General features: G+C 68.5%; 22 protein-coding genes and 4 tRNA genes. 23 read left to right on the top strand and 3 right to left on the bottom strand.

Features of this window, described 5'->3' with window-relative positions; genetic code table 11:
• The first annotated feature begins 34 nt into the window (after positions 1-34).
• On the top strand, positions 35-1288 hold the full coding sequence (locus tag ACO07H_RS00415; RefSeq protein ID WP_422009971.1) for a putative DNA modification/repair radical SAM protein: 1254 nt from the start codon (positions 35-37) through the stop codon (positions 1286-1288).
• Positions 1288-2043, top strand: coding sequence for a TIGR03915 family putative DNA repair protein (locus ACO07H_RS00410; RefSeq protein ID WP_422009969.1), 756 nt, complete (start codon positions 1288-1290; stop codon positions 2041-2043). Before ACO07H_RS00415 ends, ACO07H_RS00410 begins: the two co-directional genes overlap by 1 nt.
• On the opposite strand, the gene ACO07H_RS00405 is transcribed toward ACO07H_RS00410, so the two are convergent.
• Positions 2044-3510: a GAF domain-containing protein gene (locus tag ACO07H_RS00405; RefSeq protein WP_422009967.1), complete on the bottom strand. Its 1467-nt coding sequence runs from the start codon at positions 3508-3510 to the stop codon at positions 2044-2046.
• A gap of 170 nt (positions 3511-3680) precedes the next feature.
• Here ACO07H_RS00405 and ACO07H_RS00400 point away from each other — a divergent pair, with 170 nt between their 5' ends.
• Genes ACO07H_RS00400 through ACO07H_RS00355 form a run of 10 tightly spaced genes read left to right on the top strand, consistent with a single transcriptional unit; the run spans position 3681 to position 14160 of the window.
• On the top strand, positions 3681-4586 hold the full coding sequence (locus ACO07H_RS00400; RefSeq protein ID WP_422009965.1) for a BadF/BadG/BcrA/BcrD ATPase family protein: 906 nt from the start codon (positions 3681-3683) through the stop codon (positions 4584-4586).
• Positions 4583-5311 carry a GntR family transcriptional regulator gene (locus ACO07H_RS00395; RefSeq protein ID WP_422009963.1) on the top strand — a complete coding sequence of 243 codons (729 nt, stop codon included), beginning with the start codon at positions 4583-4585 and terminating at the stop codon, positions 5309-5311. The genes ACO07H_RS00400 and ACO07H_RS00395 overlap by 4 nt, the downstream gene beginning before the upstream one ends.
• On the top strand, positions 5311-6453 hold the full coding sequence (nagA, locus tag ACO07H_RS00390) for an N-acetylglucosamine-6-phosphate deacetylase (protein WP_422009961.1): 1143 nt from the start codon (positions 5311-5313) through the stop codon (positions 6451-6453). Before ACO07H_RS00395 ends, nagA begins: the two co-directional genes overlap by 1 nt.
• Complete coding sequence (locus ACO07H_RS00385; protein ID WP_422009959.1) at positions 6434-7456, top strand: SIS domain-containing protein; 1023 nt, start codon at positions 6434-6436, stop codon at positions 7454-7456. Before nagA ends, ACO07H_RS00385 begins: the two co-directional genes overlap by 20 nt.
• A gap of 13 nt (positions 7457-7469) precedes the next feature.
• Positions 7470-8942 (top strand): beta-N-acetylhexosaminidase, encoded by a 1473-nt coding sequence (gene nagZ, locus ACO07H_RS00380; protein ID WP_422009957.1) that lies wholly within the window; start codon positions 7470-7472, stop codon positions 8940-8942.
• Complete coding sequence (locus tag ACO07H_RS00375) at positions 8942-10201, top strand: MFS transporter (protein ID WP_422009955.1); 1260 nt, start codon at positions 8942-8944, stop codon at positions 10199-10201. The genes nagZ and ACO07H_RS00375 overlap by 1 nt, the downstream gene beginning before the upstream one ends.
• Positions 10198-11043 carry a glycoside hydrolase family 16 protein gene (locus tag ACO07H_RS00370; protein ID WP_422009953.1) on the top strand — a complete coding sequence of 282 codons (846 nt, stop codon included), beginning with the start codon at positions 10198-10200 and terminating at the stop codon, positions 11041-11043. The genes ACO07H_RS00375 and ACO07H_RS00370 overlap by 4 nt, the downstream gene beginning before the upstream one ends.
• Positions 11040-12176, top strand: a complete 1137-nt coding sequence (locus ACO07H_RS00365) for a glycoside hydrolase family 18 protein (protein WP_422009951.1) — start codon at positions 11040-11042, stop codon at positions 12174-12176. Before ACO07H_RS00370 ends, ACO07H_RS00365 begins: the two co-directional genes overlap by 4 nt.
• 5 nt (positions 12177-12181) lie before the next feature.
• On the top strand, positions 12182-13132 hold the full coding sequence (locus ACO07H_RS00360; RefSeq protein WP_422009949.1) for a cupin-like domain-containing protein: 951 nt from the start codon (positions 12182-12184) through the stop codon (positions 13130-13132).
• Positions 13133-13143: 11 nt separating this feature from the next.
• A complete protein-coding gene (locus ACO07H_RS00355; RefSeq protein WP_422009947.1) occupies positions 13144-14160 on the top strand; it encodes a cupin-like domain-containing protein in 1017 nt (338 codons plus the stop codon).
• 34 nt (positions 14161-14194) lie between these two features.
• Here the strand turns inward: ACO07H_RS00355 and ACO07H_RS00350 are convergent, their stop codons facing one another.
• Positions 14195-15805 (bottom strand): tryptophan halogenase family protein, encoded by a 1611-nt coding sequence (locus ACO07H_RS00350; RefSeq protein WP_422009945.1) that lies wholly within the window; start codon positions 15803-15805, stop codon positions 14195-14197.
• A gap of 106 nt (positions 15806-15911) precedes the next feature.
• Positions 15912-18755, bottom strand: a complete 2844-nt coding sequence (locus ACO07H_RS00345) for a TonB-dependent receptor (RefSeq protein ID WP_422009943.1) — start codon at positions 18753-18755, stop codon at positions 15912-15914.
• Between the two features lie 436 nt (positions 18756-19191).
• Here ACO07H_RS00345 and ACO07H_RS00340 point away from each other — a divergent pair.
• The 11 genes from ACO07H_RS00340 to rplL all read left to right on the top strand — a co-directional run bounded on the left by ACO07H_RS00340 (position 19192) and on the right by rplL (position 24697).
• Positions 19192-19276 (top strand) — tRNA-Tyr (locus tag ACO07H_RS00340).
• A gap of 38 nt (positions 19277-19314) precedes the next feature.
• Positions 19315-19388 (top strand) — tRNA-Gly (locus tag ACO07H_RS00335).
• 85 nt (positions 19389-19473) lie between these two features.
• A tRNA-Thr gene (locus tag ACO07H_RS00330) sits at positions 19474-19548 on the top strand.
• 52 nt (positions 19549-19600) lie between these two features.
• Positions 19601-20791 carry an elongation factor Tu gene (gene tuf, locus ACO07H_RS00325; protein WP_025564238.1) on the top strand — a complete coding sequence of 397 codons (1191 nt, stop codon included), beginning with the start codon at positions 19601-19603 and terminating at the stop codon, positions 20789-20791.
• A 14-nt stretch (positions 20792-20805) separates the two neighbouring features.
• Positions 20806-20881, top strand: a tRNA-Trp gene (locus tag ACO07H_RS00320).
• Between the two features lie 145 nt (positions 20882-21026).
• Positions 21027-21413 carry a preprotein translocase subunit SecE gene (secE, locus tag ACO07H_RS00315; RefSeq protein WP_422009941.1) on the top strand — a complete coding sequence of 129 codons (387 nt, stop codon included), beginning with the start codon at positions 21027-21029 and terminating at the stop codon, positions 21411-21413.
• 21 nt (positions 21414-21434) lie between these two features.
• Positions 21435-22010 (top strand): transcription termination/antitermination protein NusG, encoded by a 576-nt coding sequence (nusG, locus tag ACO07H_RS00310; RefSeq protein ID WP_422009939.1) that lies wholly within the window; start codon positions 21435-21437, stop codon positions 22008-22010.
• A 220-nt stretch (positions 22011-22230) separates the two neighbouring features.
• Positions 22231-22668, top strand: coding sequence for a 50S ribosomal protein L11 (gene rplK / locus ACO07H_RS00305; protein ID WP_422009937.1), 438 nt, complete (start codon positions 22231-22233; stop codon positions 22666-22668).
• Between the two features lies 1 nt (position 22669).
• On the top strand, positions 22670-23380 hold the full coding sequence (rplA, locus tag ACO07H_RS00300) for a 50S ribosomal protein L1 (protein ID WP_422009935.1): 711 nt from the start codon (positions 22670-22672) through the stop codon (positions 23378-23380).
• 336 nt (positions 23381-23716) lie between these two features.
• Positions 23717-24253 (top strand): 50S ribosomal protein L10, encoded by a 537-nt coding sequence (gene rplJ, locus ACO07H_RS00295; protein WP_422009933.1) that lies wholly within the window; start codon positions 23717-23719, stop codon positions 24251-24253.
• Between the two features lie 63 nt (positions 24254-24316).
• Positions 24317-24697 carry a 50S ribosomal protein L7/L12 gene (gene rplL / locus ACO07H_RS00290; RefSeq protein ID WP_422009931.1) on the top strand — a complete coding sequence of 127 codons (381 nt, stop codon included), beginning with the start codon at positions 24317-24319 and terminating at the stop codon, positions 24695-24697.
• The last annotated feature ends 130 nt before the right edge of the window (positions 24698-24827 follow it).

Raw genomic sequence — 24827 nt, 5'->3', positions numbered from 1 at the left:
CCACGCAGTGGCTGTATGCATATACAGTATTGAAATGGACGTTCAGGACAAGCTCGCCGTGCTGGCGGACGCCGCCAAGTACGACGCCTCCTGCGCCAGCAGCGGCGGCGCCAGGCGCGATTCGCGTGACGGCCAGGGCATAGGCTCGACGACAGGCGCCGGCATCTGCCACGCCTACACGCCGGACGGCCGCTGCGTGTCGCTGCTGAAGATCCTGCTGACCAACTGGTGCGTCTACGACTGCCTGTACTGCATCAACCGCAAGTCCAGCGACGTGCGTCGCGCACGCTTCAGCATCGACGAGGTGGTGCAGCTGACGCTGTCCTTCTACCGGCGCAACGTCATCGAAGGCCTGTTCCTGTCCAGCGGCATCATCCGCACGCCCGACTACACGATGGAGCAGGTCATCGAGGTCGCCCGGCGGCTGCGCGAGCAGGAGCACTTCAAGGGCTACATCCACCTCAAGACCATTCCCGATGCGTCGCCCGAACTGGTCGAGCGCGCCGGGCGCTATGCGGATCGGCTGTCCATCAATGTCGAGCTGCCCAGCGCGGCCAGCCTCAAGGCCCTGGCGCCTGAGAAGGATGCCGTGGGCATCGAGCGCACGATGTCGCGCATCCACCTGCGGCTGCAGGCCGCGAAGGAGGCGAAGCGCGAGGCTGAAGGCGTGCGCGCCCTGCCCGGCGCCGCGGCGCGTGCGGCCAAGCCACCGGCGTTCGCACCCGCCGGGCAGAGCACGCAGCTCATCGTTGGTGCCGATGCCTCGGACGACCGCGCCGTGCTGCAGCTGTCCAGCCGGCTCTACACCGGGCAGGGCCTGCGGCGCGTCTACTACTCGGCCTACAGCCCCATCCCGCACGCCAGCCGTGCGTTGCCGCCGCAGGCCGCGCCGCTGATGCGCGAACACCGGCTGTACCAGGCCGACTGGCTGATGCGCTTCTACGGCTTCAACGCCGACGAGATCGTCACCGACGCCGGCTTCCTGTCGCTGCACCACGACCCCAAGCTCGCCTGGGCGCTGGCCCACCCGGCGACGTTTCCGCTCGACGTCGACCGCGCGCCGCGCGAGGCGTTGCTGCGCGTGCCCGGCCTGGGCGTGGGCTCGGTGGACAAGCTGCTGGCCGCGCGGCAGCTGCGCCGCCTGCGCCGGGCCGACCTGCTGGCGCTGGGCCCGGCCGTGAAGCGCGCGCTGCCCTTTCTCGTCGCCGTGGATCACCGGCCTCGTGCCGCCGACGTGATGGCCTTGTCGCGGCCGGCGCCGCAGCCGCAGCAGGCCGTGCTGTTCTGATGACGCTGCCGCTGCGCTTCCCTGCCGACTGGGACGGTTTCGCCGCGCAGCTGCCGGCGCTGCTGGCGGGCGACGCCGACTGGACGCGCGATGTCGGCGCCCAGGCGGCGCTGTTCGGCGCGCCTGCGCAGTCCCACGTGCAAGCCTGGCGGCCGCCCGAGGGCTGGCACGATCTCGGCCGGCGCGTCGCCATGCATGCCGACGACGCGCGCTACGCCCGCCTGCTCGCCTTCGCCCGCCGCCTGCAGCGCGAGCCGGGCCTGTGGGCCGACGTGCTCGACCCCGACCGCCGCCGCCTGCAGTCGCTGGCCCGGCAGGTGGACCGCGAGATCCACAAGATGCACGCCTTCGTGCGCTTTCGCGAGGTGGTGGACGAACATGCCGCGCGGGGCCGTCGTCACGTCGCCTGGTTCGAGCCCGCGCACCACATCCTGCGCGCGGTGGCCCCCTTCTTCGTGCGCCGCTTTGCGCAGCACCCGTGGGCCATCCTGACGCCGCGCGGCTGCCTGCACTGGGACGGCCGGCGGCTGACCGGGGCCGGCCCGGCGCGGCGGGAAGACGCGCCGCCCGAGGATGCCGGCGAGGCCCTGTGGCTGACCTACTACCGCAGCATCTTCAATCCGGCGCGGCTGAAGGTCGCGGCGATGAAGAGGGAGATGCCGGTGCGCTACTGGGCGCAGCTGCCCGAGGCCGCGCTGATCGGCGAACTGGTGCGCGACGCGCCGCAGCGCGAGGGGCGCATGCGCGGGGTGTGATCAGCGGGTCTGGGCTTCGAAGAGCAGCGCGAGCTGGCTGGCGATCAGCAGCTCCTGGCGCGTCCATGCCCGTGTCGCCCGCGCGTCGACCAGCCACAGCGCGCCGACGAGCCGGGCGCCGTCGTACAGCGGCACCTCGATGCGCGCCTCGGCCGCGCCGTTGAGGCCGGCCAGCTCCGCGTGGCAGGGGTGCAGCGCCGCGTCCGGCAGCGCCAGGGGCGCGGCGTGGCGGGTCAGCAGGTCGAGGTAGCGCGGCTGGCCGGCGGCGTTCAGCCCGCCCGGCGTGCCGACCTGCCAGTGCACGACATGGGCCAACCCCAGGATGCGCACGCTGGCCGCCTTCAGTTCCGCCAGCGCCTCGGTCGGCGGTGCGGCGGCCAGCCGCGGGCGCTGGCCGCACAGGTGCAGCAGCAGCTCTTCCGGCGTCACGGGGGCGCCGCCTTCGTCGGCGGGGGGCGCCGCCAGCGTCGCACGGGCAGGCAGCGAGAGGCGCTCGATCTCGGACTGCAGCGCCAGGTGCTGCCACAGGTGCTCCAGCGCGCCGGCCGCGTCGTGCTCGGTCTGCAGCAACTGCGCGAGCTGCAGGTGCGCCTGCCGCGCCTGTGCACGGGCCTGGATGCGCTGCGCCAGCGCCAGGCCGTGGCGTGTGGAGCGGATGGCGGCGGCCGTGTCGCCCCGGGCCAGCGCGATCTCGGTCCAGGTGCGGCTGGCGGCGGCCTCCAGCCAGGGGTAGCCCTGGCGCACGGCGATGTCCAGCGCCAGCCGGCAGTCGGCCACCGCCCAGTCCATGCGCTGGCGGGCCAGCGCCGCGCGCGCCAGGTGCCAGTGCGCCTCGGCCTCGAAGACGCGGTGGCCGCCGCGCCGCGCCGCGGCCAGGCCGTGGCTGAAGTGGCGCTCGGCCGCGGGCAGGTCGCCCGTCTCGAAGCTGCCCACGCCGATGTTCAGCGCCAGCTTGGCGGCCAGGTAGCTGTCGTCCGCGCCTGCCAGGTGCTCGCCCGCGTTGCGCATCTGGCGCAGGCCACGCGCCCAGTCGGCCTGCGCGTAGTGGATCTGGCCCAGGCCGATGCGCGCCGCCACGCCGGTCTGCTGGTGGCCGCTGACCTCGGCCAGGTCCAGCGCGCGCGACCACTGTTCGCTGGCGAGTTGGTACTCGCCCTGCTGGTAGGCGATGCGCCCCAACGCTTCGCACACGCGCGCCGCCTGCACCGGGAAGTGGCCGGCCGCCGCCAGCGCGCCGGCCTGCTCCAGCGCCGGCAGCAGCTCCAGCGCCCGGCCGCGCGGCTCCAGCAGGCCGAAGCGGGCGTACAGCGCATCGACCCCGGCCGCGGTGTCGCTGGCCGCAAAAGCGTGGCTGCTGACCGTGTCCAGCAGGCGGTCGGCGGCGGCAGGATGGCGGTGTGAGACGCGGGCGATGCGCGCCAGCAGCTCGGCCAGGGCGTCGGAAGCAGCGGGTTGAAGCGTGAACACGGCAGCGGTTTCAGGTTGGTTTCTCACTGGTATTCTTGTCGATCGCGAGATCGCGCCACGCCCTTGCTGAACGGGCCCGTAGCCTACAACCAGCGGCTGTAGACCAGTTTAAAACCAATTGACGGACTGGTTTGTTGGTATTAGAGTGGTATCGACCATCCCTGTCGACCATGCCACCTGCTCTCGATCCCTCCCTGCTGACTTCTCGCGACTCCGGTCGACCCCCGCGCTGGTGCATCGGCATCGACGGCGGTGGCACCAGCACCCGGGCCGTCGTGGCCGACACGGCGGGGCGCGTGCTGGGTCGCGGCGAGGCCGGCCCGTCGGCGCTGGGCCAGGGGGCAGGGCAGGCCTGGCGCCACATCGCCGAGGCCATTGCCGATGCCGGTGTGCCTGACCTTGAGCTGGCGGATTGTGCGCTGGGACTGGGCTTGTCCGGCACCGGGGTGCCCGCGCAACTCAAGGCCTTTGTCGCCGCCGATCCGGGCGTGGCGCGGTTCGCGCTCGTCACCGACGGTCTGGCCGCCTTGCTCGGTGCCCATGGCGGGCAGCCCGGGGCGCTGCTCATCTCAGGCACCGGCTCCGTCGCCGAGGCACTGCTGCCGGACGGCAGCCGGCGCATGGTGGGCGGCTGGGGCTGGCAGATCGGCGACGAAGGCAGCGGCGCCTGGCTGGGCCAGCAGGCGATGAAGCTCGCGCAGGCCGCCTACGACAGCCGCGCCGCTGCCGGAGCGCTGGTGCAGGCTGTCTGGCAGCAGGTCGGCACGACGCGCGAGGCGCTGCTGGGTTTCTGCGCCCAGGCCGGCCAGGGCGGCTACGCCAGCCTCGCGCCGCTGGTGTTCGAACACGAGGCCGATGATCCGGCCGCCGCCGCGCTGCTGGCCGAGGCCGCCCGCGCGCTGGAGGCGCTGGCGGCCGCCTTGCACCCCACCTTGCCGCTCGCGCTGGCGGGCAGCATCGCGCTGCGCCTGGGCAACCGCCTCAGCCCGGCCTTGCAGTCCCGCCGCGTCGAACCCCAGGGCGATGCCGCCACCGGCGCGCTCTGGCTGATCCAACAGGACATGAACCCCGCATGAGCGCTGTTTTCGATTTCAAACCGGATCCCAATGCGGCGTCGCCGCTGTACATGCAACTGGCGCAGAGCCTGGCGCAAGCCATCCGCGACGGCATCTTCCATGCCGACGAGGCGCTGCCTTCAGAGCGTGTGCTGGCCGAGCAACTGGCGCTGTCGCGCGTGACCGCGCGCAAGGCCATCGACCGGCTGGTGGAGCAGGGCCTCATCATTCGCAAGCGCGGCTCGGGCAACTACATCGCGCCCAAGCTGGAGCAGCCGCTGACACGCCTGACCAGCTTCTCCGAAGAGCTGCACCAGCGCGGCTTCGTGCCCAGCTCGCGCTGGCTGCTGCGCGGCTTCACGCCGGCCGCACCCGACGAGCAGCTGTCGCTGGAGCTCAAGAGCGGCGAGCGCGTCGCGCGGCTGGAGCGGCTGCGTTTGGCGGACCAGGTCGTCATGGCCTACGAGGTCAGCGTGCTGCCGCAGTCGGTGTTGCCCGACCCGCAGAAGGTCGAGGCGTCGCTCTACACCCACCTGGGCGACCGCGCCCCCGTGCGCGCGCTGCAGCACATCCGCGCGCTGAACGCGGACGCCAAGCTCGCCGGCCTGCTGGAGGTGGCGTTGGGCGCCGCCGTGCTCTTCATCACACGCGTCGGCTACCTGGCTTCCGGCCAGGCCGTCGAGCTGACGCATTCCTACTGCCGCAGCGACTACTACGACTTCGTTGCCGAGATGCGCAGGGACTGATGAAACGACGACTTGAAGGCGACATCCTCACGCCGCAAGGCGTCGTGAGTGGCTGCCTGGACATCGAGCGCGGGCGCATTGCCAATGTCAGCGGCACGCCCATCGACCCCGCACGTGCCGGCGAGAACGGCCGCGCCATGCTGCTGCCCGGTTTCATCGACACCCATGTGCACGGCGGCGGCGGCCGCGACACGATGGAGGGTGGCGACGCCATCGCGACCATCGCGCGCCGCCATGCCCGCCACGGCACCACCAGCCTGCTGGCGACGACGATGACGGCACCACTGCGCGACATCGAGGCCGCGCTGAAGGCGCTGGGTCCGGTGTGCCGAGAGCGGGGCGCGCAGTCGGCGCGCGTGCTGGGCGTGCACCTCGAAGGCCCCTACATCAACCCGGGGCGTCTCGGCGCGCAGCCCGCGCACGCCATCCCCGCAACGCTGGCCGAGGTGCAGCGGCTCAACGAATTCGCGCCCATCAAGGTGCTGACGCTCGCGCCCGAGATGCCCGGCCACCTCGCGCTGATCGGCCCGCTGCGCGACGCCGGCATCCGCGTGCAGATCGGCCACAGCAACGGCAGCTACGCCGACGGCGTGGCCGCGCTGCAGGCCGGCGCGTCCGGTTTCACCCACCTCTTCAACGCGATGAGTGCGCTGCATCACCGCGAGCCCGGCATGGTGGGCGCGGCGCTGGCGCATGCCGAGTACGCCGAGCTGATTCCCGACCTGTTGCACGTGCACCCCGGCGCGATCCGCGCGGCGCTGCGCTGCATCCCGGGTCTGTTCTGCGTGACCGACTCGACGGCCGCGGCCGGCATGCCCGATGGCGAGTACCGGCTGGGCGAGCACACGGTGCACAAGTGCCTGGGCGGCGTGCGCCTGGCGGATGGCCCCCATGCGGGCACGCTGGCCGGCAGCGCACTGACGATGGACCAGGCGCTGCGCAATCTCGTGCACGTGCTGGGCCTGTCGCTGCCGGAGGCGTCGCGGCGCGTGTCCACGGCGGCGGCGGACTACCTGGGCCTGCCTGACCGCGGGCGCCTGAGCGAAGGGGCCTGGGCCGATGTGGTGGTGATGGATGCCGGGCTGACGCTGCGGCAGGTGTTTGTGGAAGGTGAAGAGATCGATGTCGTCGTTGATGCTTGAAGAGGCGCTGAGCGCGCCGGACGCGGTGGCCCGCCAGTTGGCGGCCGACCCGCTCAGTTACGCCCGCCTGGGCCAGGCTTTGCAGGAGGTGCCGCCCACCAGCGTGCTGACGATTGCCCGCGGCAGCTCCGACCATGCGGCCCACTACCTGGCCTATCTCGTCATGGCGCGGCTGGGGCGCCTCGTCACGTCGCTGCCCATGTCGCTGATCACGCTGTACCAGAGCCGCATCCACTGCGAGGGCCTGCTGTCGCTGGCGTTCTCGCAGTCGGGGCAGAGCCCGGACCTGATCGCGCCAACGACCTTCTTCCGCGAAGGCGGTGCGCGCACCGTGGCCTTCGTCAACGCCAGCGGCTCGCCGCTCGCGGCTGCGGCCGAGCATGTATTCGAGCTGCATGCCGGCCCGGAGAAGAGCGTGGCCGCGACCAAGAGCTACATCGCCCAGTTGGTGGCCGGCGCCCGCGTCGTCGCCGCCTGGCAGCAGGACGATGCGCTGCGCGCCGCGCTGGACGTGCTGCCGATCGCGCTGGAGCAGGCGAGCCAGCTCGACTGGAGCGCCGCGCTGCCGGTGCTGCAGGACGCCGACCGTCTCTTCGTGCTGGGCCGTGGCACCGGTCAGGCCGTGGCGATGGAGGCGGCGTTGAAGCTGAAGGAAACCTGCGGCATCCAGGCCGAGGCGTTCTCGGGTGCAGAGGTCAAGCACGGCCCGATGGCGCTGGTGCGCGACGGCTACCCGCTGCTGGTGTTCGCGCCGCGCGGCCCGGCGCAGGCCGGCCTGCTGGCGATTGCCGAAGAAATGCGCAGCCGCGGTGGCCGTGTGCTGCTCGCCGCGCCGCTGGGCACACCCGGCGCCGAACTGCCGCTCGTCCCGACGGGCAACGAGGATCTCGACCCCATCGCCCTCGTGCAGAGCTTCTATCCGATGGTCGAGGCGCTGGCGCGAGCGCGCGGCTTCAACCCGGACGTGCCGCCGAATCTGGCCAAGGTCACCAAAACACATTGAGAAGCGGACCGCCATGAGCACCTTCGATCCCGGCCGTCTCGTGATGGTCGACATCCCCGGCCAGTCTCTCGATGCGCAGACGGCGAAGTTCCTGCGCGAGCAGAAGATCCGCTCCGTCTGCCTGTTCCGCAAGAACCTCGGCACCGAGGACGAGGTGCGCACGCTAGTGCGCGACCTCATCGCCGTGCTAGGCCCCGAGGCGCTGATCGGCATCGACCAGGAGGGCGGCGCCGTCGTGCGCGCCACGTTCCTGCCGCAGCCGCCTTCGGCGATGGCGCTGGGCGCCGGCGGCGACGCGGCGCGCGCCGAAGCGGTGGGTGCAGCGGTGGCGCGCGGGCTCAAGTCGCTGGGCATCAACTGGAACTTCGCGCCGGTGCTGGACGTCAACAACAACCCGGCCAACCCGGTCATCGGCGAGCGCAGCTTCTCCAGCGACCCCGACGAGGTCACGCGCCTGGCGCGGGCCTGGATGCAGGGCTCGCTGGCCGAAGGCGTGGCCTGCTGCGTGAAGCACTTCCCCGGCCATGGCGACACGCATGTCGATTCGCACCACGCGCTGCCCACGGTGGACAAGTCGCGCGCCGAGCTGGACGCGCTGGAGCTGCGCCCGTTCAAGGCGCTGGCCGGCGAGGCGCCCGCCATGATGACGGCGCACATCGTCTACCCGCAGATCGACCCGGACCGGCCGGCCACGCTGAGCCGGGCGCTGCTGGGCGGCATCCTGCGCCGGGACCTGGGCTACGACGGCGTCGTCATCACCGACGCGTTGATGATGAAGGCCGTGGCCGAACGCTTCGGCTATGCACGCTCCGCCGTCATGGCCATCGCCGCGGGCGCCGACATGGTGCTGGCGCAGGGCTCCAAGGAAGAACAGCTCGTGGCGATCCACGCGCTGCGCGACGCGTTCGCCGACGGCCGGCTGACGCGGGCGCAGGGCGAGAACGCCTGCGCGCGGCTGGACAAGCTCGCCGCCGCCTATCCGGCCCGCGCCGTGGACGACGCCGCCGCGCGTGCCGCCGACCATGCGCTGATGGCCGAGGCATGGGCTGCCGGGCTCACCGCGCTGCGTGGCGCCACGCCACCCGCACTCGACGCCCCCATCCGCGTCATCGTGCAGGGCGACGTGCCCACCGACATGGTCTCGGAGGCCGGCCCGAAGGGCCGCCAGGCGGTGGCCTTGTTCGACGCGTTCACGGACGCCCAGGTGCAGATGGTGGACGACATCGCCCAGCTCGACTGGTCCACGGTGCCGCAGGACGGCCGTGCCAACGTGCTGGTGTCCACGCGCCGGGCCCGCTACGGCCCCGCCGCGCAGGGTTGGCGGCCTGACCTGCACATTGCGCTGTGGAACCCGTACCAGGCGCTGGACGTGGCCGGGCCGACGGTGCTGACGTGGGGATTCGCGCCGGGTGCGCTCGACGGACTCAAGTCGTGGCTCGAAGGCCGCAGCGAGGCCACCGGCCGTGCGCCCCAAGGACTGAACTGATGGACGCGAAGCCGGCCAACCCGATGCGCTGGATTCCCAGCCTCTACTTCGTGCAGGGGCTGCAGTTCTTCGTCGTCATGCTGATCGCCGGCTTGATGTTCAAGCAGATGGGCGTGGCCAACGACCAGATCGCGCGCTGGACCGGCCTGATCGGCCTGGCCTGGGCGTTCAAGCCGCTGTGGAGCCCGCTGATCGAGCTGGCGCGCAGCAAGAAGGCGGTGGTCGTCGCCATGCAGTTCAGCGGCGCCGCGGGCCTGGGCGCGCTGGCGCTGGCGCTGCAGGCGAGCCACTTCTTCGCGCTCAGCGTGGCGGTGCTGTTCTTCCTGGCCTATGCGTCGGCCACGCACGACATCGCCTGCGATGGCCTGTACATGGGCGCGCTGGACGCCAGGCGCCAGGCCGCCTACGCCGGCTGGCAGGGGGCGTTCTTCAACGCGTCCAAGTTCCTGACGCTGGGCGGCCTGATGGTGCTGGCCGGCCACCTGGAGGCCGGCATCGGCGTGTTCAACGCGTGGTCGGTGATCTTCGCGCTGCTGGCCGTGCTGCTGGCGCTGCTGGCGGCCTGGAACGCCAAGGCGCTGCCCAACCCGCAGCGTGTGTCGAGCGAGCCGGTGAAGCTCGCCGAGATCGTGGCCGATTTCCTGCGCAAGCCCGGCATCTGGAAGATGGTGCTGTTCATCGTCATCTTCCGCCTCGCCGAGGGGCAGGTGCAGACCATCGGCCCGCTGTTCCTGATCGAGGCGCGCGACAAGGGCGGCTTGGGCCTGACCAGCGAGCAGGTCGGCGGCGTCTACGGCACGGTGGGCACGGCGGCCTTCCTGGTGGGCTCCATCCTGGGCGGCTACTTCACGTCCTGGCTGTCGCTGCGCCGGGCGATGCCGGTGCTGGTGCTGATGATGGCCGTGCCCAACGCGGTGTTCTGGGGACTGAGCCTGGCGCTGCCGACGTCGATCTGGAGCATCGGCGCGGCCGTGGGCCTGGAGATGTTCGGCTACGGCTTCGGCTTCGTCGGCATGATCCTGTACATCATGCAGGTCGTGGCCCCGGGCCGCTACCAGACGGCCCACTACGCGCTGGGCTCCGGCGTCATGCAGCTGGGCTTCATCCTCAGCAAGACGCTCAGCGGCGACATTCAGGTCGCGATGGGCTACCAGCACTTCTTCCTGTGGACGCTGGTGTGCGGCGCGCCGGCGCTGCTGCTGCTGCTGTGGGTGCCCATGCCGCGCGCGAGCGCATCCGGCGAGCCGGTGCCCGCATGAAGGCCGCGCTGCTGCTGCTGTTCGTCGCTGCGCCGGCGTTCGCGGCCGGTGGCGAATTCTTCGACGACTTCTCGCAGGCCGATCTCGACGCGCTGCGCGCCAGCGGCTGGGTGCTGCGCGACGGCACGGGCCACCCCGGCTTGCCTGGCGCGCGCTTTGCGCCGCAGCAGCTGTCGCTGGACGGCGGCCTGCTCAAGCTCAAGCTGTCTACCGACGGCACGCCCGCCAACACGACGCTCGCCCAGCTCTGCGCGCTGCGCAAGTTCTTCGTCGGCACGACGACGGCGCGGGTGCGCCTGCGCGACACGCCCGGCTCGCGCGACCCCGTCATCCAGAGCTTCTTCCTGGCCAGCCCGCTGAAGCACGACTACGACCCGGACTTCAGCGAAGTCGACTTCGAGTACCTGCCGCACGGCGGGTGGGGCGAGCCCGAGACGCGGCTCTATGGCGTGAGCTGGCAGACGGTGCGCATAGCCCCCTGGCAGTCCTTCAACCAGGCGTCCATCCGGCAGGGCTCGTTCGACGGCTGGCAGGTGCTGACCGTGCAGGTGGAGGCCACCCGCACGCGCCACTACGTCAACGGCCAGCTGATGGGCGAGCACACCGGGCGCAACGTGCCGGCCAAGCCGATGGCGATCAGCTTCAACCACTGGCTGGCCGCCGGTGCCGTGGAAGGCGAGCCGCGGGAGCATGCCTTCGAGATCGACTGGGTGCTGCACGAGGCCGGCAGGACGCTCAGCCCCGCCGCGATGCAGGCGCGCGTGGCCGCGCTGCGCCAGCAGGGCGTGGCGCGCCGCGACACCGTGCCCGACGCGGGCCTCACCAGCGAATGCAACCTATGAAGAAGACGATTGCCGCCCTCGCGCTGGCCGCCGCCGCCTGCGCCGCCCACGCGGCGCCGCCGGTGGTCGGCACCTACATCCTGGCTGAGCGCGGCGTGGACGTCGTCGAGCAGCTCAAGCCCGGCCGCGTCACGCACCTGCTCTACGCCTTCCTGCTGATCTGCGGCGCAGGCCAGCGGCCGCAGGAAGCGCAGGCCTGCGAGGGCCGGCCCAACTTCAGCATCGCGCCGCACGCGGACCAGCAGACCTTCTCGGCCGCCTTCGAGCGGCTGAAGGTGCGCGATCCGAAGGTGCAGGTGCTGGCCTCGGTGGGCGGCTGGGGCGGGTCGGACCCGTTCTTCCATCTCGCGGCGACGCCGCAGGGCCGCGCCGCGTTTGTGAGGCATGCGCTGGACTGGCTGCGCGCCCACCCCGGCTTCGACGGCCTGGACATCGACTGGGAGCACCCCGGCTCCAATGGCGCGGCCAACGGCGTGCCGCTGGGCAGCCCGGCCGATGCCGAGCACTACGTGCTGCTGATGCAGGACCTGCGCGCGGGCCTGGACGCGCTGGGCCGCGAGATGGCACCCAATGGCAAGCGCTATGCGCTGACCACCGCCATCGCGACGACGCGCGAGCAACTCGCCCGCATGGCCATGGGCCGCGCGGCGCCGTCGCTGGACCTGGTGTTCATGATGACCTATGACTTCGCCGGCCCGTGGACGAAGAAGGCCGTCAACCACACGGCGCTGCGCAGCGCGACGCCGGCCGGCGACGACAGCCTGGCCGCGTCGGTCGCCAACCTGAAGCGCGAAGGTGTGCCGGCGGCCAAGCTGGTGGCCGGCGTGGCGATGTACGGCCGCGGCTTCGACGGCGTGAAGGCCGACGGCCGCTACGGCAAGCCCTGGCCGAACGAGGACGGCTCGGTGGCGTTCAAGGACATCGCGGCACTGAAGGCCCAGGGCATGAGGCCGCAGTTCGACAAGGCCACCCAGTCCTGGGCGATGGTGGGCTCGGAGAAGTTCGTCGGCTACGACGACCCGCGCGCCGTGCGCGCCAAGGTCAGGTTCGCGAAGCAGCAGGGGTTGGCCGGGGTGTTTGCGTGGGAGCTGAGCCAGGACAATGGCGAGATCCTGGACGCCATGCAGCCCTGACAGCGATGAAACCGGTCCAGACCTGGCCGGCGGCCGATGAGCCGGCCCTGAAACAGCGCCTTGAGCAGCGTGCCGAACCGGTGCTGCTGAAGGGCCTGGTTGCGCACTGGCCGGCCGTGCAAGCGGGGCGTGCGGCGCCGCTGGCCATCTGCGACTACCTGCACCGCTTCGACCGCGGCGTGGAGGTCATGGCCACCAAGACGCGTGCCGCGGCCCGCGGCGTGATGGGCTACAACGACACGCTGACCGGCTTCGCCTTCGTCAAGGCGCGCATGACGCTGCCGGAGTTCACGGCGACCCTGGCGGCCTACCTGCCGGTCGACGGCGCGCCGTCCATTGCCGCGCAGTGCGCCAAGGTCAGCGACGTCATCCCGGGCTTTGGCGACGAGAACATGCTGCACGCGCTGCCCGGCGTGGTGCCCAATTTCTGGCTGGGCAATGCACTGACGGTGCCGGTGCACCACGACCACCCCTACAACCTGGCCTGCGTCGTGGCCGGACGGCGGCGCTTCACGCTGTTCGCGCCGGATCAGGTCGGCAACCTCTACATCGGCCCGCTGGAGCACACGCCGTCGGGCGCGCCGATCTCGGTCGTGCACCCGGGCGCGCCGGACTTCGAGCGTTATCCGCGCTACCGTGCCGCGCTGGCCGCCCGCCGCGTCGTCGAGCTGGCGCCGGGTGATGCGCTCTACATCCCGCCGCTGTGGTTCCATCAGGTCGAGGCGCTGGAGAAGGTCAACCTGCTGGTGAACTACTGGTGGCCGGTGTCTGGCGATGCGCAGCAGCCCACGCCCGCGGCCGCGCTGATGCAGGCGCTGAAGGTGCTGAACGCGCTGCCGCCCGCGCAGCGCGAGGCGTGGGCCGCGATGTTCGACCACTACGTCGTGCAGCGCGAGCAGGAGCCTGCCGCGCACATCCCGCAGGCCTGGCACGGCGTGCTGGCGCGGCGGCGCTGAGGAGGGACGGCATGCGAGCCATGAAGGAGCTGACCGGCGTCACGCGTGAGCGTTTCGAGCGCGAGGTGGTGCCGGGCTACGAGCCGGTCGTGATGCGTGGCGTGGTGGCGCACTGGCCGCTGGTGGCGCAAGGCCGCGCGGGCCTGGAGCCCTGCCTGCAGTACCTGATGGGCTTCGATGCCGGCACGCCGGTGGACGCCGTGCTGGCCAAGCCCGATGCCGTGCGCGCCTTCACGTACAAGCCCGAGCTGGACGGCTTCAACTTCATGCGCGACAAGCGGCCCTACGCCGCGCTGTTCGAGCAGCTCTGGCGCTACAGCCACTTTCCCGACCCGCCCAGCCTGGCGGCGCAGAGCGCGCTGGTGTCCGAGGCTTTGCCTGGCCTGGCGCAGGCCAACGTCTGTCCGCTGCTGGATGCGCAGGTCGCGCCGCGCATCTGGATCGGCAACCGCGCCACGGTGCCGGCCCATTTCGACGACTCGCACAACATCGCCTGCGTGGCGGCCGGCAAGCGGCGCTTCACGCTGCTGCCGCCGCAATGCGCGCCTCTGCTCTATCTCGGCCCACCGGACCACGCGCCCACGCCGGCGCCGATGTCCGTCGTGCCCGACCTGCACCGCGCCGATGCCGTGAAGTTCCCGCGGGTGAGCGAGGCGCTGGCGCAGGCGCACGTGGCCGAGCTGGAGCCGGGTGACGCGATCTACATCCCGCCGCTGTGGTTCCACCAGGTCGAGGCGTTGGCGCCGCACCTGAACATCCTGGTGAACTATTGGTGGCGGCCGGAGGCTGCGCCGGGCCGCCCCGACGACCTGCACCCGGCGGCGATGCGGCTGGCCATGCTGGCCCTTCGCCATTTGCCTGACGGGGAACGAGAAGGCTGGCGGGCGCTGTTCGGGCACTACGTGTTCGGCGCGCGCGGTGAGCAGTTGGCGCACATCCCCGAGGGTCAGCGCCATCTGTTCGGCGATGTGGATGCGGCGCGCGATGCCCAGATTCGTGACGACCTCGCAACGCAACTCAAGCGCTGACCTGTGCCGCCATCGGCAGAGGGGCTGGCACTCGCTACCAGAGGTAGAGCTGCAAAGTCTTGTCGCCCACGCGCGGCGGGATGTTGGCGAGCAGCTCGCGGTGATCGGGGAAGTTGCGCGCGCTGCGCGCCACGAAGTCATCCACCGTGTCCAAGCGGTGGCGCGCCTGGTGGGGCGTCGGCGGCCGCAGCTCCTGCGCGTCCGGAAAGATGCCCATGCCCGCCAGCAGCGCGTACCAGGACACGATGGGGTAGCCCTGCCCGAAGCGGCCGGCCTTCAGGCCCGCAGCCAATGGCTTGCGCGACATCCACGTCATCAGCACGCCCTGCAGCGATGCCGACAGCTTCATGTTGTCGGCGTTGGCGCGCCAGTAGTCGGTGTCGGCGCGCGAGTTGGTCTTGTAGTGCGCCACGATGTAGTCGCGCGTGTTCTCGAAGCGCTGGCGCATGGCCTCGTTGAAGGCGTCCTGCGCGGCGGGACCGAGGTCGCCTTTTTCCAGCACCTCCACCAGCATCGCGGCCGTGCGCTGCACGAACAGCAGCGCGGTCGCCTCCAACGGCTCGATGAAGCCCTGCGACAGGCCTACGGCCACGCAGTTGCGATTCCACTGCTTGCTCATGCGGCCCACGCGCATCGTCAGGTGGCGCGCCGGCACGGCTGAGTCCAGCAAGCCCAGGTGCTGGCGCAACTCGGTCTCTGCCTGGTCTGCCGAGCAGTGCGCGCTGCTGTAGACGTAGCCGTTGCCGCGGCGGTTGGTCAGCGGGATCTGCCACGCCCAGCCGTGGCGCAGCGCGGTGGAGACGGTCTGCGATTCGATAGGCCCGTCCAGCGGCGTCGGCATCGCGATGGCCGAGTCGTTGAACAAGTTCTCTGCGTAGGTGATGAACGGCGTCTGCAAGGCCTTGCCGATCAGCAGGGACGTGAAGCCGGTGCAGTCGACGAACAAGTCTGCCGCCAGGGTTTCGCCATCGTCGAGCTGCAGCCGGTCGATGTCGCCCCGCTCGTTCAGCAACACCTGCGTGACGTGCCGCTGCAGGTGCTGCACGCCGCGCGCCACCGCCTTGGCGCCCAGGAATTGCCCCAGCAAGGTGGCATCGAAGTGATAGCCGTACCAGACGTCGAACGGGAAGTCGGGGTGGGCGCGCGGCCCGCGGGCCTGACGGGCGAGCGCCGCGGCCACGAAGAAGCGGTCGGGGTGGGCGTGCACGTCGGCGCCGTCCAGCCGCTCATGCACGTTGTCCACGAACTGATGCATGGTCATGTTGTCCAGCATCGACGCGAACGGGTGGAAGTAGCGCTCGAAGCCAGGCTTGGTCGACCAGTTCTGGAAGGTGATGCCGCTCTTGTAGGTGGCATTGCAGGCCGGCATCCATTCGAACTCCTCGATGCCCAGGCCATCGAAGAAGCCGCGCAGCCACGGCGTCGAACCCTCGCCCACGCCGATGATGCCGATCTGCGGCGACTCCAGCACCGTCACCTTCAGGCGCGAACCATACGCCGACGTCGCCAGCATCAGCGCCGTCATCCAGCCCGCCGTGCCGCCGCCGACGATGCAGACGTGCTGCACGGGCGGCGGCGCGTCCGTGGAGCCCGCGGCGGGTCGTGCGGCGACCTGCTGGTTGAAGACGGTGGCGGTGTCGGTCATGGACGTTCGCAATGAAAAAAAGGAGCGTGTGTTGCACGCTCCCCTTCGATTCTGGTGATACGGCACGGCTGCTGGAACTCGAGGGTTCCAGCAGGGCCGGCGTGCATCAGTACTTGATGCGGGCGGTCAGGTAGAACTGGCGGCCGTTTTTGTAGATGGCGCGCGGCTCGGACTTGAAGTCGCCGTAGTACTTCAGGATCGGGTCGTTCAGGTTCTGCGCATCCAGGCTGACGGCGAAGTTGTCGTTGAGCTTGTAGCCCACCGAGGCCGACAGCACGGCCACACCGCGTTGGTAATAGTCGGTGCCGCGGTCACGACCCAGGAAGTTGTCCGAGTTGTAGCCGTAGTTCAGGCGTGCCGAGAACTGGTCGTTCTCGAAGAAGCCGTTCAGGTTGGCCGAATGCTTGACCGCGCCGCGCAGCACGTGGCCGGTCACGTCGTGGGCATCGGCGTAGGTGTAGTTCGCGCCGATGCCGAAGTTGTTGAACACCGGCGTCTCGAACGCGAACTCCAGACCGGTGACGCTGGCCTTCTTGTTGATCTGGGTCGTCAGATCGAACGGTGCCGTGACGCGCTGGTTGGTCGGCGAGCCTTGCTGGCCACCGGCAGGGGTGACGTCCGTGGAGGCGATCACGCGCTGGACGCCGTCCGTGATGTAGCTGCCGATGTTCATGTGGAACGCACCCATGGACACGAAGGCGCGCGGCGCGAAATACCACTCGATGTTGGCGTCGAAGTTGGTTGAGCGGATGGGGTCGAGGTCGGGATTGCCGCTGGTGCCGGTGCCCACCGCCTTGCCGGTCGGGTCGGAATAGCCGCCCAGTAGCTGGGCTGCCGACAAGGCCGTGTAGTCGGGCCGGGTCAGCGTTCGCGACAGCGACAGGCGGGCCACGACCTTCGGCGTCACATCGATGCGCAGGCTGGCGCTGGGCAGGGCGTCCGTGTAGGAGCGGTCATGGTAGGTCTGGTAGTAGCCCGTGGGGTCGGTCCAGTTCGGACCGACGGCCGCGAATGCGGACGGCACATAGCCCGGCAGCGTCTTGTCGCTGGTCGGCACCCAGACCAGCGTGCTGGACTTGGTGCGCACGAGGCGCAGGCCCACGTTGCCGCTCCAGCCTTCGCCTTCCAGGTTGCCCTGCACGTAGCCCGCCGACGTCTTTTCCTTCACGGCGTATTCGTGCGTCACCATGCGGCGCGAGATGTCGCGGTTGGCGTATTTCGCGTTGTAGGCCGCCAGCGCATCCGCCGTCGGGTAGGTGATGCCGGTGGGGAAGCCGCCGCCCAGGCCGCTGCCGAAGTTGCCGGGGTAGGACTCGGTATAGGCGGAGGCGGGGAGCGGGTTGGCGAAGGGGTCGGTGCCCCAGTTCGGCCCTTGATTGACGATCGGGCCGTCCGTGTAGCGATCGTGCTTGGAGCCACGCAGGCCGAACTTCAGGCTGCGCAGCATGCCCGCGTCCAGCGTGTACTCGGCATCCACCTGCGCCCAGGTGTCCTTGTCCTGCACGACGACGTTCTGGTCACCGAAGATCCAGTCCGTGCCCGACGGTTTGAGCGCGGCATTGTTGGCGTTGCCGATGTTGAAAGCGGGCGCCTCGCCGCTGCCCTTGAGCTGGAAGCCACCGCTGGACGCGGTGATGTCGCCTTCGTACACGTCCTGGCTGATGGTCTTGCCCTTGCCGTGGGACGTGCCCGCGTTGCCCGACAGCTTCAGCGCCTCGTTGACCTTCCAGGAGCCTTCCAGGTTGATGAAGTTGGTTTCGGCCGACGCCTTGCGCGAGATCAGGTCGTAGACGCCGATGATCGTGGGCGTCGCGAACGTGTAGTTGGCCGACGTCAGGATGTGGGTCGCGGGATCGATCGTGACGTTGCTGATCGCGGGGCTGCGGCTCAATGCCCACTGGTTGGACAGCATGTAGTTGCGGTTGTAGTTGTCCGCATCCATCTTGGACGAGAAGCCCGTCAGCGTCACGTCGACATCGCTGGTCGGCTTGATCTGCGCGCTGATGACGCCGCCCTTGCGCTCGCGCTCCTGGGTGAACAGGGCCGAGCCCATCAGGTTGGGAAAGAGCGTGCCCGCAGGGATGCCGGCGGCGACGGCCGCGGGGTTGGTGGCGGCGGTGATGGGGGTCAGCGACATCGCGCCGTCATGTGCGAAGGTCTCGACGCCGTCACGACGCAGGTGGCGCTTTTCGTCGAAGGCCTGCACCAGCACGCCGAAGGTCTTGGAATCGTTCTTCCAGGCGAGCAGGGCGCTCAGCTGCGGGTCCGTCTTCTTGGGCAGATCGGCGTAGACGGCGCCCAGGCTGGCCTCGAAGGTCAGCGCTTTGGCGAAGTCCAGCGGCTTGCGGGTGATGATGTTCACCGCGCCAGCCGTGCCGCCTTCGATGTCGGAGGCCGAAGCGTTCTTGTGTACCTCGACGCGGCTCACCAGTTCGGACGGCAGCAGCGAGAAGCTGACGCTGCGGCCCACGCCGGCGCCGGTCTGGTCCAGCACGAACCAGTCGCCGTTGGCGACCGAGTGGCCGTCCAGCAGCGTCTGCGTCAGGCTCGGGTTGGTGCCGCGCAGGCCCACGCGGTCACGCTCGTCGAAGCCACCGGAGCCGCCCGACGGGCTGTTCAGGATGGTGACGCCGGGAATGCGCGCCAGCGAGTCGGCCACGTTCTTGTCAGGCATCTTGCCGATGTCTTCGGCCGAGATGACGTCGATGTGGGTGTCGGCGTTGCGCTTGACGCTGAGCGACTTTTCCTGAGACGCACGGATGCCGGTCACGGTGACCGTTTCCAGCTGCTGCGAAGCCGGTGCCTGCTGCTGTGCCATGGCGGCGCCACCGGCGCCGAGCAAGGCGATGAACACCGCCTGCGAGATGGGGGTCTGCTTGACCTTCATGTACTGTTCCTCGTTGTGGCCAATGAAATCGGGGCGGCGGTGTTCGTTGTGTGCTGGACGCATACCACCTTCAGTCCGGTTGCTGCTGCGCTTGTCCTCGGGCACATGGTGCAACCAGTGCGATGCCACTATAGCGATGGATAACGCCACTTTGGTACCAATCTAGGCTGAGTAGTTTCCCTGGTGCCGTGGAGGAATGCGTCCATGCGGCCGGCCCCTCTCTGGGAGGATCAAATCCGCATGCAAAATTGGTATGCAATTGGACTTTTCGACGGGCTGCCCGGTGTTGCAAATGGGCGACGAGGTGTGGTCGTCGGCTGCCGGCCGGCAGCGCGCGGCGCGGGGTTTGCGGGAGGGGGTGCTTTTTGCGCCATCTCCGACGGGCCTGTGCCGCCGGGTGTGTGGCCTCTGGCGCGAGCCGCCGACGCGGCCGCGCATGAACTTCCCGCGCCTCTGTTGCGCCACGTTCGACGTGTGCTATAGTTGCGGGCTTGCCTCAGGAGGGGTGGCCGAGTGGTTAAAGGCAGCAGACTGTAAATCTGCCCGCATTGCGTACGCTGGTTCGAATCCAGCCTCCTCCACCAAGACTTTCAGTCGAGGCAGCTTTGTTTTGACTCCCAGGGCGGGAGTAGTTCAATGGTAGAACCTTAGCCTTCCAAGCTAATGACACGGGTTCGATTCCCGTTTCCCGCTCCATCGAGCGGAGCTTGGTCGGCAGACGTCGACACCGGTTTGCCGGCCAGCGGTTCAGCAATGGACATGGCGCCAAACCCGTGCCGATGCCCATGTGGCTCAGTGGTAGAGCACTCCCTTGGTAAGGGAGAGGTCACGCGTTCGATCCGCGTCATGGGCACCACACCTTTTCTCTTTTTCTACTCGTTTCAACGGGTTCGCCTCAGGAGCGCAAGATGGCAAAAGGCAAGTTTGAACGGACCAAGCCGCACGTGAACGTGGGCACGATTGGTCACGTTGACCACGGCAAGACGACGCTGACGGCGGCGATCGCGACGGTTCTGTCGAAGAAGTTCGGCGGCGAGGCCAAGGCCTACGACCAGATCGACGCAGCGCCGGAAGAAAAGGCCCGCGGCATCACGATCAACACCGCGCACGTCGAGTACGAGACGGCCAACCGCCACTACGCGCACGTTGACTGCCCCGGCCACGCCGACTACGTCAAGAACATGATCACCGGTGCCGCCCAGATGGACGGCGCGATCCTGGTGTGCTCGGCCGCTGACGGCCCGATGCCGCAAACCCGCGAGCACATCCTGCTGGCTCGCCAGGTCGGCGTGAAGTACATCATCGTCTTCCTGAACAAGTGCGACATGGTCGACGACGCCGAGCTGCTTGAGCTCGTCGAAATGGAAGTGCGCGAGCTGCTGAGCAAGTACGACTTCCCCGGCGACGACACCCCCATCATCAAGGGTTCGGCCAAGCTGGCGCTGGAAGGCGACACGGGCGACCTGGGCGAGCAGGCCATCATGCGCCTGGCCGATGCGCTGGACACCTACATCCCCCAGCCGGACCGTGCCGTTGACGGCGCCTTCCTGCTGCCGGTGGAAGACGTGTTCTCCATCTCCGGCCGCGGCACCGTGGTGACCGGTCGCGTCGAGCGCGGCATCATCAAGGTCGGCGAAGAAATCGAAATCGTGGGCATCCGCGAAGTCCAGAAGACCACGGTCACGGGCGTCGAAATGTTCCGCAAGCTGCTGGACCAAGGTCAAGCGGGCGACAACGTCGGCATCCTGCTGCGCGGCACCAAGCGCGAAGACGTCGAGCGCGGCCAAGTGCTGGCCAAGCCCGGCACCATCAAGCCCCACACCCACTTCACCGCTGAGATCTACGTTCTGAGCAAGGAAGAGGGCGGCCGCCACACGCCGTTCTTCAACAACTACCGTCCCCAGTTCTACTTCCGCACGACGGACGTGACCGGTGCGGTGGAGCTGCCCAAGGACAAGGAAATGGTCATGCCTGGCGACAACGTCGGCATCACCGTGAAGCTGATCGCCCCGATCGCGATGGAAACCGGCCTGCGGTTCGCCATCCGTGAAGGTGGCCGCACCGTCGGCTCCGGCGTCGTCGCCACGATCCTCGCGTAAGTTTTCAAGGCCACAGGGGCATAGCTCAATTGGCAGAGCGTCGGTCTCCAAAACCGAAGGTTGGGGGTTCGAGACCCTCTGCCCCTGCCAACAGTCGCTGATCACGACGGTTGGTTTTCCTGGCAACAAGAGCATCGGCCCGCGAGAGTGATCTCGGCGGGCCTTGCTGCTGATGGCTTCAGGCCTCGGCGGCATCTGAAAAGCCGCCTCAAGCGCGGCGCGTGAAAGTGAAGTGATGGCGAATCCTCCCCAAGTCGAGACCGTGACCACCGGCGCCGATAAGGCCAAGCTGGCTGTTGCGGTGCTGCTGCTGATCGGTGCGCTGGCGGCTTATTACGGCCTGTCCAAGCAAGGCCCGCTGGTGCAGTGGGCCTCGCTGATCGTGCTGCTGGCTGCCGGTGTGGCGGCCTTCTTCACGTCCGAGCACGGCAAGGCGCTGATCGCCTACGGCCGCGATTCGGTGCGTGAGGTGAAGAAGGTGGTCTGGCCGACCCGCAAGGAAGCGACCCAGATGACCGGCTACGTGTTTGCCTTTGTTGTCGTGATGGCGCTGTTCCTGTGGCTCACCGACAAGACGCTGGAATGGGTGCTGTACGACCTGATCCTGGGCTGGAAGCGCTGATCACCGAGGCAAGGAATCCCAATGTCTGAAGAACAAGTCGTCACGACCGAAGCCCCGGCGGGCCTGCCCAAGCGCTGGTACGTCGTCCATGCCTATTCGGGCATGGAAAAGGCCGTTGAGCGCAACCTGCGCGAGCGCATCGACCGCGCCGGCATGCAGGACAAGTTCGGCCGCATCCTGGTGCCGACCGAAGAAGTCGTCGAACTCAAGAACGGCAAGAAGGCCGTCACCGAGCGCCGCTTCTTCCCGGGCTATGTGCTGGTCGAGATGTCGATGGACGACGAGTCCTGGCACCTGGTCAAACACACCTCCAAGGTGACCGGCTTCGTCGGCGGCGCCAAGAACCGCCCGGCCCCGATCTCGGAAGCCGAGGTCATGAAGATCGTCAACCAGATGCAGGAGGGCGTCGAGAAGCCCCGGCCCAAGGTCGAGTGGACGGTTGGCGAGGTCGTGCGCGTCAAGGAAGGCCCCTTCACGGACTTCAACGGGTCGGTCGAAGAAGTCAACTACGACAAGTCCAAGGTGCGGGTGTCGGTCACGATCTTCGGTCGTGCGACGCCGGTCGAGCTGGACTTCGCGCAGGTCGAGAAAGTTTGACGAGCCGAAAGGTTCGTCAAACTTCGCCGCTGGCCCAAAGGACCTACGGCAAAGTTTGACGGTCTAGAATCGCGGGTTTGGCCGGCGTCCCTAACGTCGGCCCGTGATCAGTCTGCAACGAGAGGCGGACAAGAGGAGCAAAGGTAGGACTTCGGTCCGAGTCCGATGCGTTAGCACTCAGGTGCCCAGGCTTGCCGCCCGGGCGCTGATTGGAGAAAACATGGCAAAGAAGATTGTCGGCTTCATCAAGCTGCAAGTCGCCGCAGGCAAGGCCAACCCCTCGCCGCCGGTCGGTCCCGCGCTGGGTCAGCGTGGCCTGAACATCATGGAATTCTGCAAGGCGTTCAACGCCCAGACTTCGGGCGCCGGCTTCGAGCCGGGCATGAAGCTGCCGGTGGTCATCACCGCGTTCGCAGACAAGAGCTTCACCTTCGTCATCAAGTCGCCCCCGGCGACCGTGCTGCTGAAGAAGGCCGCCAAGATCGAGAAGGGCTCGCAGCGCCCCCATCTGGACAAGGTCGGCAAGCTGACCCGCGCCCAGCTGGAAGAGATCGCAACGATCAAGACCAAGGACCTGACGGCAGCCAATCTGGACGCCGCGGTCAAGACCATCGCCGGCTCCGCCCGCTCGATGGGCATCATCGTGGAAGGGGTCTGACATGGCCAAGCTCACCAAGAAGCAAAAGGCGCTGGCTGGCAAGGTCGAATCGACCAAGCTGTACGGCCTGACGGAAGCCCTGGACCTGGTCAAGAGCCTGGCCTCGGCCAAGTTCGATGAGTCCATCGACGTGGCCGTGCAACTCGGCATCGATGCCAAGAAGTCGGATCAGGTCGTGCGTGGTGCCGTCGTGATGCCCAACGGCACCGGCAAGACCAAGCGCGTCGCCGTCTTCGCCCAAGGCGCCAAGGCTGATGAAGCCCGCGCCGCCGGTGCCGACGTCGTCGGCATGGAAGACCTGGCCGAGCGCGTCAAGGCGGGGGACATGCCCTTCGACGTGGTCATCGCCTCGCCGGACACGATGCGTGTCGTCGGTACCCTGGGCCAGATCCTCGGCCCGCGCGGCCTGATGCCCAACCCCAAGGTCGGCACCGTGACCCCGGACGTCGCCACCGCCGTCAAGAACGCCAAGGCTGGCCAGGTCCAGTTCCGCGTTGACAAGGCCGGCATCATCCACGGCACGCTCGGCCGTCGCTCGTTCGACACCGACAAGCTCGAAGGCAACCTGCGCGCGCTGATCGAGGCGCTGAACAAGTCCAAGCCGGCATCGAGCAAGGGCATCTACCTGCGCAAGGTCGCCGTGTCCTCGACGATGGGTGTCGGCGCTCGCGTCGAAATCGCGTCGATCAACGCTCAGACCAGCGCGGCCTGAAGCAAGTCCAGGCCCTCGTGGCCTGGTGCACTGAATCTGCCCCGGGCGAGTCTGGCCCGGGGCGACAAGATTGGTGGGGCGTCAATCCGGTTCGCCGGAGAGGCGCGTCATCCAAGACCGTTGGTGGAGACCCCTTAAATCCCGGCCTTCGAGCAATCGAGGGCGGGGAACCAACGCAGATGGCGGTCCCGCTGAAAGGAACGTCCGTGGCGCAAGCTGCGGCAAAAGTTGTGCAACAAGGCCCTGCCTTGTTGGATGGTTTCCTGACAGATGGTCGCTGAATCCCTGGCGCTCCGGAGGCTGCAAGGCCGAAGGGGCAAATGTGAGGAGTAGACCTTGAGTCTCAATCGCAACGAGAAGGCAGTCGTTGTCTCCGACGTCGCAGCGCAAGCTGCCAAGTCGCAGACGCTGGCGTTGGCCGAGTACCGTGGCCTCACCGTGGAAGCGTTGAACAAGCTGCGCGTCACCGCGCGCGCCCAAGGTGTGTATCTTCACGTGCTGAAGAACACCCTGGCGCGTCGTGCTGTCGCCGGCACCCCGTTCGAAGCTGCTGCGGAGAGCATGGTCGGCCCGCTGATCTACGGCTTTTCGGAAGACGCTGTCGCGGCTGCCAAAGTCATCGCTGACTTTGCCAAGACCAACGACAAGCTCGTCATCAAGGGCGGCGCGTACGGCGGCAAGGCTCTGGATGTCGCTGGCGTGAAGGCGCTGGCTTCGGTCCCGAGCAAGGAAGTGCTGCTGTCGCAGATCGCTGGCCTGCTGCTGTCGCCGGTGCAACGCACCGCGGCCGTGCTGGCTGCCCTGGCTGCCAAGCGTGGCGAAGGCGCTGCTTCCCCGGAAGCTGCTGCCGAAGAAGCCCCGGCTACGGCCTGATCGACGAACTAACGCGCATCACGTCAAGTCACGCGCAATCAATCTGTTTTAAGGAAATTCATCATGGCATTCGATAAAGACGCTTTCCTGGCCTCGCTGGACAGCATGACCGTTCTTGAACTGAACGACCTGGTCAAGGCCATCGAAGAGAAGTTCGGCGTGTCCGCCGCTTCGATGGCTGCTCCGGCTGCCGGTGGCGCTGGCGGCGGTGCTGCGGCTGCTGCCGAAGAGAAGACCGAGTTCAACGTCGTGCTGGTCGAAGCCGGCGCACAGAAGGTCTCCGTCATCAAGGCCGTTCGCGAAATCACCGGCCTGGGTCTGAAGGAAGCCAAGGACCTGGTCGACGGCGCACCGAAGAACGTCAAGGAAGCCGTGTCCAAGGCTGACGGCGAAGCCGCTGTCAAGAAGCTGGTCGAAGCCGGCGCCAAGGCTGAGCTGAAGTGAAGCCCGGGGATCGGGGCTGCGACGCAGCGCCGGTCCCACTCGCTTGAAAAGGGGTTGCCCGTTGGGCTTCCCCTTTTTCGTCTTTGCGGGTTAATCCTGCTTGAGAACAGCTGAAAGCACTCGGCGCAGT

This window comes from Roseateles sp. (assembly GCF_965229315.1).
Lineage (GTDB): Bacteria > Pseudomonadota > Gammaproteobacteria > Burkholderiales > Burkholderiaceae_C > Pelomonas.
This window is presented reverse-complemented; position numbering and strand designations above follow the sequence as displayed.